At 74.7% G+C, this 8,757-nt stretch carries 8 protein-coding genes; 4 read left to right on the top strand and 4 right to left on the bottom strand.

What is annotated here, in order from left to right; all coding sequences use genetic code 11:
* Positions 1-97, top strand: a 97-nt coding sequence (locus ACZ6J5_RS17030; RefSeq protein WP_469392175.1) for a substrate-binding domain-containing protein, incomplete at its 5' end; no start/stop codon positions are given.
* A gap of 150 nt (positions 98-247) precedes the next feature.
* On the opposite strand, the gene ACZ6J5_RS17025 is transcribed toward ACZ6J5_RS17030, so the two are convergent.
* The 3 genes from ACZ6J5_RS17025 to ACZ6J5_RS17015 form a co-directional block, all read right to left on the bottom strand.
* Entirely contained in the window at positions 248-2,119 is a 1,872-nt protein-coding gene (locus tag ACZ6J5_RS17025) for a CASTOR/POLLUX-related putative ion channel (protein WP_469392142.1), read from the bottom strand.
* Between the two features lie 107 nt (positions 2,120-2,226).
* Positions 2,227-3,075 (bottom strand): class II fructose-bisphosphate aldolase, encoded by an 849-nt coding sequence (locus tag ACZ6J5_RS17020; RefSeq protein ID WP_469392140.1) that lies wholly within the window; start codon positions 3,073-3,075, stop codon positions 2,227-2,229.
* A gap of 177 nt (positions 3,076-3,252) precedes the next feature.
* The gene (locus tag ACZ6J5_RS17015; protein ID WP_469392138.1) at positions 3,253-4,128 is read right to left on the bottom strand and encodes an SIS domain-containing protein; all 876 of its coding nucleotides are present in this window, start codon (positions 4,126-4,128) and stop codon (positions 3,253-3,255) included.
* A gap of 149 nt (positions 4,129-4,277) precedes the next feature.
* On the opposite strand from ACZ6J5_RS17015, the gene ACZ6J5_RS17010 reads away from it, so the two are divergent.
* Positions 4,278-5,063: a DeoR/GlpR family DNA-binding transcription regulator gene (locus ACZ6J5_RS17010; RefSeq protein WP_469392136.1), complete on the top strand. Its 786-nt coding sequence runs from the start codon at positions 4,278-4,280 to the stop codon at positions 5,061-5,063.
* A 77-nt stretch (positions 5,064-5,140) separates the two neighbouring features.
* Here ACZ6J5_RS17010 and ACZ6J5_RS17005 read toward each other — a convergent pair whose 3' ends face one another.
* On the bottom strand, positions 5,141-6,400 hold the full coding sequence (locus ACZ6J5_RS17005; protein WP_469392134.1) for an SLC13 family permease: 1,260 nt from the start codon (positions 6,398-6,400) through the stop codon (positions 5,141-5,143).
* 126 nt (positions 6,401-6,526) lie between these two features.
* On the opposite strand from ACZ6J5_RS17005, the gene ACZ6J5_RS17000 reads away from it, so the two are divergent.
* Both ACZ6J5_RS17000 and ACZ6J5_RS16995 read left to right on the top strand, forming a co-directional pair.
* The gene (locus tag ACZ6J5_RS17000; protein ID WP_469392133.1) at positions 6,527-7,453 is read left to right on the top strand and encodes a hypothetical protein; all 927 of its coding nucleotides are present in this window, start codon (positions 6,527-6,529) and stop codon (positions 7,451-7,453) included.
* Between the two features lie 75 nt (positions 7,454-7,528).
* Complete coding sequence (locus ACZ6J5_RS16995; protein WP_469392131.1) at positions 7,529-8,749, top strand: serine hydrolase domain-containing protein; 1,221 nt, start codon at positions 7,529-7,531, stop codon at positions 8,747-8,749.
* The last annotated feature ends 8 nt before the right edge of the window (positions 8,750-8,757 follow it).

The raw sequence follows: 8,757 nt of genomic DNA, 5'->3' as shown, positions 1-8,757 counted from the left end.
CAGCAAGAACACCGAAGCCGCCACCGCCTTCGTCACCTGGCTCAGCACCCCCGAAGCCCAGAAGATCCTCCAGGACGCCGGCTTCCAGAAGCCGTAGTGACCACCGGCCCCGCGCGGAGGAGTGGCTCTCGCCGCGCGGGGAGCACCGGTCGGGAGGGTCCCGCGCGCCGTCCGCGGTGTTCGGCGCGCGGGACCCGGCCGTTCGGCGCCCGGCGGGCCGGTTCCCGGCGGGTCGGTTCTCGGCGGGTCAGTTCTCGGCGAAGACGACGACCGCGTCCCGCTCCTCGAAGACGAGCGGTGCCGTGCGGGAGGGGTTGAGGAAGATCCCGTAGGTGGGAGGTGCCTCGCCGTGCCGGGCGAGGCGGTAGCCGATGGCGGTCTCGCCTCGGCGGCGCGCGGCCTCGACGACGGTGGCGAAGTTCGCCGGGACGCCCGGGATCACGTAGTCGCAGGCGGGCTTGAGGTAGATCTCGGAGCCCTCCGGGTCGAAGAGGTCGGCGAAGACATCGTACAGGTCCCGGTTCTCGGTGAGCTGGGTGAGCAGCAGGCTGATCACCTTGGTGCTGACGATGAAGTCGTCGGCCTTGGTCACCTGCGCGACCTCGCGGTTGGCGTCGTCGTGCATCTCCGTGACGATCGAGTACGGGTCGCCCAGGGCGACTTCGATGTCGCGCAGGTGGAGCAGGGTGACGAGGGTGCGGTCGTCGGCGCGGCCCGGGGGGACGGTGTCGTCGGAGAGCACCACGATGTGCTGGTAGCCGCCCAGGTCCAGGGCCTCCAGCGAGGACCTGCGGGTCGGCTCGCAGGGTTTGAAGCCGACGGACAGGTGGGCGAGCCGCTCGCGCGGCACGGCGTCGGGACGGCGGGGCGCGGCGATGTCCAGGGTGGAGCCGGGTTCGACGAAGCTGTCGAGCAGCGTGACGAGCTTCGCGGTACGGGAGTTCTCGCCGATCAGCAGGGTGCGGTCGAGGCGGGGCGGCTGGCCGGGGGCGGTGGTGACGGCGCTCTCGACGACCGGTTGCGGGCCGTCGGCCAGGCTGATGAGGAGGTCGTCCTCGGCGACCATCAGCAGGTGGTCGCCGGGGCCGATGACGGTATCCATGGGCGGGTTGACGAGCACCTGGCCGTCGGTGCGGTGGATTCCGGCGGGGACGCCTCGGGAGAAGGCGCCGAGCGCCTGTCCGTAGGTGGCGCCGACGAGGGAGGGTTCCTCGCGGAAGTAGAACTCGTTGCCGACGAAGCTGAGCAGTTCGTTGAAGACGGTGGACAGGCCGGTCTGCCGGTGGGCCTGGGCGATGAGCCGGACCGCGATGTCCTCGGCGTCGATCACCAGCGCGTCGGGGCCGGCGGCGAGCCGGGCGGCGGCGAGGTTCTCCGAGTCGTGCACGGAGGCGACGATGTGCGGGCGGGCGGCCTGCCACGTACGGCTGTTGAGCAGGAGCAGCACCTTGATGACGGCTACGTCCCGGTCGGCGCCGGTGGGCGGCAGCACCATGATGGACTTGGCGGTGTCGGGGCTGACGAGCTCCAGGTCGGCGCGGGTGAGCGGGTTGCCGGAGCGGCAGACGACGCGGGTGCGGCCGGGGTCGGGGACGCGTTCACGGATGGCGTCCTCCATGGCGACCTTGTCGCGGTCGGCGAGGATCACCACGCAGGAGCGGCGTTCGCTCTGGTTGGCCTCGACGAGTTCGGCGACCACCGTGAAGACCTGGTCGGACCAGCCGAGCACGATGGTGTGGCCGCGTTCCAGGAGGGTGGAACGGCCCTTGCGGAGCTCGGCGATGCGCTGGTTGAGGCCGGTGGTGAGGACACCGATGAGGGCGCTGACGATGAAGATGCCGCCGATGGTCACGGCCAGCATGAGGCCGAGGAAGACCGGGCCTCCGGTGTCGCCGCCCATGGTGCCGGGGTCCAGGGTGCGCAGCAGGCTCATCCAGGCGACGCCCGCCCAGCCGCCGTTGTTCTCGGCGTCGGTGTCGGTGAACAGCACGACCAGGGTGGAGGCGACGCCGATCAGCAGCAGCGAGGCGAGGGCCAGCCAGCTGATGAGGGCGGGTGTGCCTCGGTCCATCGTGCCGTCGAACCAGTACCGGAACCGGGCCCGTAGCCGTTCGCGCACCCCTGATCCCCCCCTGTTCCCCGTGCCGGGCCGGGGGTTCCGGCCGCGGGCGTCGGTCATTCTCGCAGCCGGTGCCCGGGGGGCGGCGGGCGCCCGGCGCGGGTGCGTCAGACGGCGAGCGCGCGGGAGCCGAGGACGCCGAGCAGCCGGGTGACCTCGTGGGCCATGGCGGTGCGGCCGGCCCCGAGGTAGCGGCGGGTGTCGGCCAAGGCCCGGTCAGCGTCGAGGACTTCGCGGGCGGCTCGGGTGAACACCCGGTTGAGGTGGGTGGCGATGTTGACCTTGGTCATGCCGTGTCCGACGGCGGTGGCGAGGTCCGCGTCGGCGACGCCGGAGGAGCCGTGCAGCACCAGCGGCACGGGGAGCCGGGCGCGCAGGGCGGCGATGAGGGCGAAGTCGAGGGCGGCGTCGCGGGTGGCCATGGCGTGCGAGGTGCCGACGGCGACGGCGAGGGCGTCGACGCCGGTGGCGGCGACGAAGGCGGCGGCCTCGTCCGGGTCGGTGCGGGCGCCGGGAGCGTGGACGCCGTCCTTGCCGCCGACCTCGCCGAGTTCGGCCTCGACCCACACTCCGGCGGCGTGGCAGCGGGCGCGTACGCGGGCGGTGGCGGCGACGTTCTCCTCGTACGGGAGCGTGGAGGCGTCGAACATGACGGAGGTGAAACCGAGGGCGACGGCCTCCTCGACGAGCGGGGCGGAGGTCGCGTGGTCGAGGTGGACGGCGACGGGGACGCGGGCGGCGCGGGCGACGGCGAGGGTCGCGGTGCCGATGGCGGCGAGGGCGCCGTGGTAGCGGGCGGTGTTCTCGCTGACCTGGAGGATGACCGGGGTCCCGGCGGCCTCGGCGCCGGCGACGATGGCCTGGGCGTGTTCGAGCTGGATGACGTTGAAGGCGCCGACGCCGCGGCCCGCGGCGGCGGCCGGTGCGACGATCTCGCCCGTTCCTGTGAGGGGCATGGGGGTGCTGCTCCTTGCTCGGCGAAGTGCGGGGACGGGGCGGGGCGGGGATGGAACCGGGGCCCGGGACCGGGACCGGGACCGGGACCGGGACCCGGTCCCGCCCGCCGCCGGGAGGGGGCCGGCGGGGGCGGGCCGGGCGTCACCGGCGGGCGGCGTCAGGACCGCCCGCCGGGGTCAGGAGCCGGCCAGGACGATGGAGCGAGTGAGGCCCTGGGGCGCGTCGGGGTCGAGGCCCCGGCGGCCGGCGAGGGCGACGGCGAGACGCTGGGCGCGGATGAGGTCGGCGAGCGGGTCGGTGTCGGAGACGGAGACGTACGCGCCGGTCGGGGCGATCTGGTCGAGGAGTCCGGCGGGCGGGGCGCCGAGGAACCAGACGGTGCTGGTGGGGCCGGTGACGCTGATGGGGCCGTGGCGGTACTCCATGGCCGCGTAGGACTCGGTCCAGGCGCCGGCCGCCTCGCGCAGCTTGAGGGCGGCCTCGTTGGCGAGGCCGATGGTCCAGCCGGTGCCGAGGAAGGTGAACTGCCCGGAGGCGACGGCGGCTTCGGGCAGCGGCTCGGCGACGGCCCGCTCGGCCTGCTCGGCGAGGTCGTCGGGGGCGAGGCCGAGGGCGGTGCGCAGCAGGACCAGCGCCGTGGTGGCGAAGCGGGTCTGGACGACGGACTTCTCGTCGGCGAAGGAGAGGTCGACGACGGTGCCGGCGGCGTCGACGACGGGGGTGGCGAGGTCGCCGGTGAGCGCGGTGGTGGGGGTGCCTTCGGGGACCCGGGCGAGGGCGGCGAGGACCTCGGTGGTGGTGCCGGAGCGGGTGATGGCGACGACCCGGTCGTAGCGGCGGTGGGCGGGGTACTCGGAGGCGGCGAAGGCGTCGGTCTCGCCGAGGCCCGCGCTCTCGCGGAGCACCGCGTACGCCTGGGCGATGTAGAGGGAGGTGCCGCAGCCGAGGACGGCGACGCGCTCGCCGTCCTCGGGCAGTCCGGCGGGCTTCAGCTCCTGTGCGCGGCGCCAGCAGGCGGGCTGGCTGGCTATCTCCGTGTCGACATGACTCATGGCGGCGCCTCCCCGAACCGATGATGATTGAAGTTGGCTCCTTTATAGAGTCTGTGCGCAACTTTGAGCAAGCATGTGCAGTGACTGCTCAGGTGGGGCGGGTGCGCGTTACGCTCGGCCCCCGAGGTCACGAGGCGAGGAGAACGGTGATGAGCACGCACGAGCGCTGGACGCGGCTGCTCGACGCGCTGGGCGAGAAGGGCAGCATCGAGGTCGGCGAGGCGGCCGAACTGCTCGGCGTCTCCCCCGCCACGGTCCGCCGCGACCTGGAGGAGCTCGCCCGCCAGCAGCTCCTCACCCGCACCCGGGGCGGCGCCGTCCTCAGCGGTGTCACCTACGACCTGCCGCTGCGCTACAAGACCGCGCGCAAGGCGGACGAGAAGCAGCGCATCGCCCGCGCCGCCGCGGCGCTCGTCCCGCCGGGCGCGATCGTCGGGCTCAACGGCGGCACCACCACCTCCGAGGTCGCCCGCGAACTCGCCACCCGAGGCGACCTCGCCGGGCACACCGGCGGCCCGGCGCTGACCATCGTCACCAACGCGGTCAACATCGCCAACGAGCTCGCCGTCCGCCCGTACGTGAAGACGGTCGTGACCGGCGGGGTCGCGCGCCCGCAGTCCTACGAGCTGACCGGCCCGCTCGCGGCGGCCACCCTCCAGGGGCTCTCCCTGGACTACGCGGTCCTCGGCATCGACGCGGTCGACCCGGACTTCGGCGCCTCCACCCACGACGAGGGCGAGGCGAGCGCCAACCGGTCCATGGCGGAGCGGGCGGCCACCCTCGTCGTGGTGACCGACTCCACCAAGCTGGGCCGGCGGGCCTTCGCCCGCGTCTGCGCCATCTCCGACATCGACATCCTCGTCACCGACCACGACGCCCCCGATCCCGTCGTCGAGGCGCTCACCGAGCAGGGCGTCGACGTCCGGCGCGTCTAGGCTCCCCGCGCGCCCGCCCGCTGACAAGGGGCGCGGCGCGCTCCCGGCCGGGCCGGCCGGGACCCGCCGGGGGCGGATCAGGTGCCGAGGAGCGCCAGCGAGACCCACAGCGCCACCGTGGCGGCGGCCAGGGCGGCGGGCACGGTGAGGGCGCCGAGCAGGGTGAACTCCCCCAGCCGCACGTCGTGGCCGCGCTCGTGCGCGATGCGCCGCCACAGCAGCGTCGCGAGGGAGCCCGCGTACGTGAGGTTGGGGCCGATGTTCACGCCGAGCAGCACGGCGAGGACCGCGCCGGGACCGGCGGGCGCGGCGAGCGGGGCGAGCGCGAGGACCGCCGGCAGGTTGTTGATCAGGTTCGCGAGGAGCGCGGCGAGCGCGGCGGTGCCGAGCAGCGCGGGCAGCGAGGTGCCGTCCGGCAGCAGGGCGCCCAGCGTGTCGCCGAGCCCGTTGTCGACGACGGCGCGGACGACGACGCCGAGGCCGAGGACGAAGGCGAGGAAGGGCAGCGCGGCGGAGCGCACCAGCGCGACCGGGCCGGTGTCCCCGCGCAGCAGGGCGCGGACCGCGAGCACCGCCGCGCCGGCCGCCGCCGCCCACGCGGGGTCCACGCCGAGCGCGGAGGCGACGGCGAAGCCGGCGAGCGTGGCGGCGACGGTGACCAGCGGGAAGACCGGCACCTCGACCGGGGCGGCCGCCTCGCCCGGAGCGTCCGGGAGGTCGGCGGGGTCCGCGAGGTCGGCGGCGAAGAAGCGCCGGAAGACCGCGTACTCGACGGCCACGGCCACCACCCAGGGCAGCAGCATGAGCAGCGCGAAGCGGGTGAAGCTGAGCCCGGTGGCGGCGAAGGCCAGCAGGTTGGTGAGGTTGGAGACGGGCAGCAGCAGGGAGGCCGTGTTCGACAGGTGGGCGCTCGCGTAGGCGTGCGGGCGGGCCGGGGCGCCCATCCGGGCGGCGGTGGCGAAGACGACCGGGGTGAGCAGGACGACGGTGGCGTCCAGGCTCAGGGCGGCGGTGATCAGCGAGGCCAGCGCGAACACCGCGCCGAGCAGCCGGCGCGGCCGGCGGCGGGCCCAGCGGGCCATCCAGCTCCCGCAGGCGTGGAAGAGCCCCTCGTCGTCGCAGAGCTTCGCCAGTACCAGGACCGCCGCCAGGAAGCCGATGACCGGCCCCAGCCGCTCCGCCTCCTCACGCGCGTGCTCCAGCGGGACGGCGCCCACCAGGACCAGGAGGGCGGCGGCGGGCACCGCGAAGACCGCCTCCGACCACCCGAAGGGGCGGGCGACGGCGCAGACCAGCACCAGGACGAGGGCACCGGCCGACAGGGAAGCGAACAGCATGGGCCCGATCATCCGGCACGCGCTTCCGGGCAGGTCCACGGGGGTGCGGGGGTGCCTCGGCGGAGAGATGCTGGAGGCATCACCTCGGGAAGTCCCCGCACCTCGGGGAGCACGGGCGGAGTCGTCATGACGGTCACCGCCGGACGCGCGGCCGCCTGGGCCGCCGCCGCCACGACCACGGCGTCCCTCCTGCTCACGGGTCCGGGCGCGGCCGCGGCACCGCAGGGGCACCTCGGGCACCCGGGAGTAGCGGGAAGCGCGGGCGCGACGGGCGTCACGGGAGTCACGGGAAGCGCGGGCGCCACGCACAGGGCCGGGCAAGCGCCGGGCGGCGAGGCCGCCGGGCTCTGCCCGGACGCGAGCGAGCCGCTGCCCCTGGTCCCCGGCCTCCAGCCGTACCTCTCCGCCCGCGCGAACCCGTCCCGCACCTGCACGGTCGTCACCAACCTGACGCCCGCGGTCCTCTGGGTGGACGTCTACGGGCCGGGCGAGCACGCCTACTTCACCTCCGGCGAGGCCGACGGCACCTCCGGCGACCTCACCGCCGAGACCGGCGCCGAGGCGGCGGGCCCGAGGACCGGGACCTCGGTGCCGATCCTGCCGGGCGGCTCCGCCGTGCTCACCCACCCGCCGCCCGCGCCCCGCTTCGGCATCCGGGCCGCGGACGACGCGAGCCAGCTCCGGGCGGCGTTCGCGATGGAGCTCACCCGGCGGGCCTTCGACCGCAGCCCCGGGCTCCAGCGGGCCTGGGTGCGCTCGCACCTCCACGACCAGGTGCGGGCCTGCGCGGCCTCGGGGGCCGAGCTGTGGAAGGCGAACACCGGGACGGCGCTCCCCACCGACCTGGACGAGTTCTTCGAACGGCTGGACACCTTCCAGGAGACCGGCGGGAGCTGCAAGCCGCTGTACGACTCCGTGCGGACGCCCGAGGAGGGGCACGCCCGGCTCCCCGGCACCCCGGCCGACCGCTCCCCCCGCACCACCCTCCAGAAGCTCGGCGGCTACCTCGACGACCTCCCGGAGGCCCTGCTGCGCCTCGGCCACCGCGCCTAAGCCCCCGTCCCCCGTACGGAGGTCCCGCCGGAGTCGCGGGCGGGCGCGGGCCCTGGACGCGGTGACAGTACGGGCATGAGACGCACCACCCTTCGCGCGGCCCTGTGCGCCGCCCTCCTCGCCGTCGTGGCGCAGACCGCCGCCGTCGTCCCCGCCGCCGCCCTCGGGGAGGGCGGCGGCCACGGCGACCGCCCGTGCGAGCGGACCGCGCGCCCGCTCGACGCGCGGGCCCGGCAGGTCCTGGACATCACCCGGCGGGCCAAGGCCGAGCTGCGGCTGAACTCCGTGGAGGTCAAGGTCACCGCCGACGGGCGCGAGGTCCTCACCGACGCGCTCGGCGAGTCCATGACCGGGGTGCCCGCCCGGCCCGACATGCACTTCCGGGCCGGTTCGGTCGCCTTCGCGCACATCGGGACGGCCCTGCTCCAGCTCGTCCAGGAACGCCGGGTGAGCCTGGACGACAGCGTCGAGCGGTGGCTGCCGGACGTGCCCAGGGCGCACGAGATCACCCTGCGGATGCTCGCGAACAACACGAGCGGACTGCACGACTACGTCACCGACCCGGCGTTCGGCAAGGAGCTGGGGCCGCACCCGTTCCGGCAGTGGACCCCGGACCAGCTGCTCGCCTTCCCGTACAGCCACTCGTTCTGGTACCGGCCGGGCACCAGCTGGAGCTATTCGCACGCCAACTACCTGCTGCTCACGCAGGCGCTGGAGAAGATCACCGGGATGCCGGTCCAGGAGCTCGTGGAGCGGCGGGTCACCGGACCGCTGGGGCTGCGGAACACCCGGGCGGGCCTCACCCCCGACATCCCGGCGCCGGTCCTGCACGCCTTCACCTCGGACCGCGGGATCTACGAGGAGTCCACCTTCTGGAACCCGTCGTGGACCACCGCGCCCGGCGCCGTCATCACCACCCACATCTGCGACCTGGCCCGGTCCGCCGAGGGCATCGGCAGCGGTGAACTGCTCTCGCCGCGCGCGTACCGCACCCTGCTGGACCCGGGGACCGTGGGCCTCGGCGGCGGGACCGCCCACTGCCCCGCCGCCATCTGCCTGAAGCAGACGGAGGCCAAGCACTTCGGTCTCGGCGTCATCGTCGTCAACGGCTGGATCCTGCAGAACCCGTCCTTCTCCGGGTACGCGGCGATCCAGGCGTACCTGCCGAAGAAGCGGCTCGCGATCGCCGTGTCCGCGACGAAGACGGCGACCACGCCCGACGGCAACCAGGCCGAAGCCGTCGCGACCCGCATCGCCGCCGCGCTCGCCCCGGGCGACCCGCTGGCCATCGGCTGAGCCGGACG

Source organism: Streptomyces sp. NPDC042100 (genome assembly GCF_055582325.1).
This window is presented reverse-complemented; position numbering and strand designations above follow the sequence as displayed.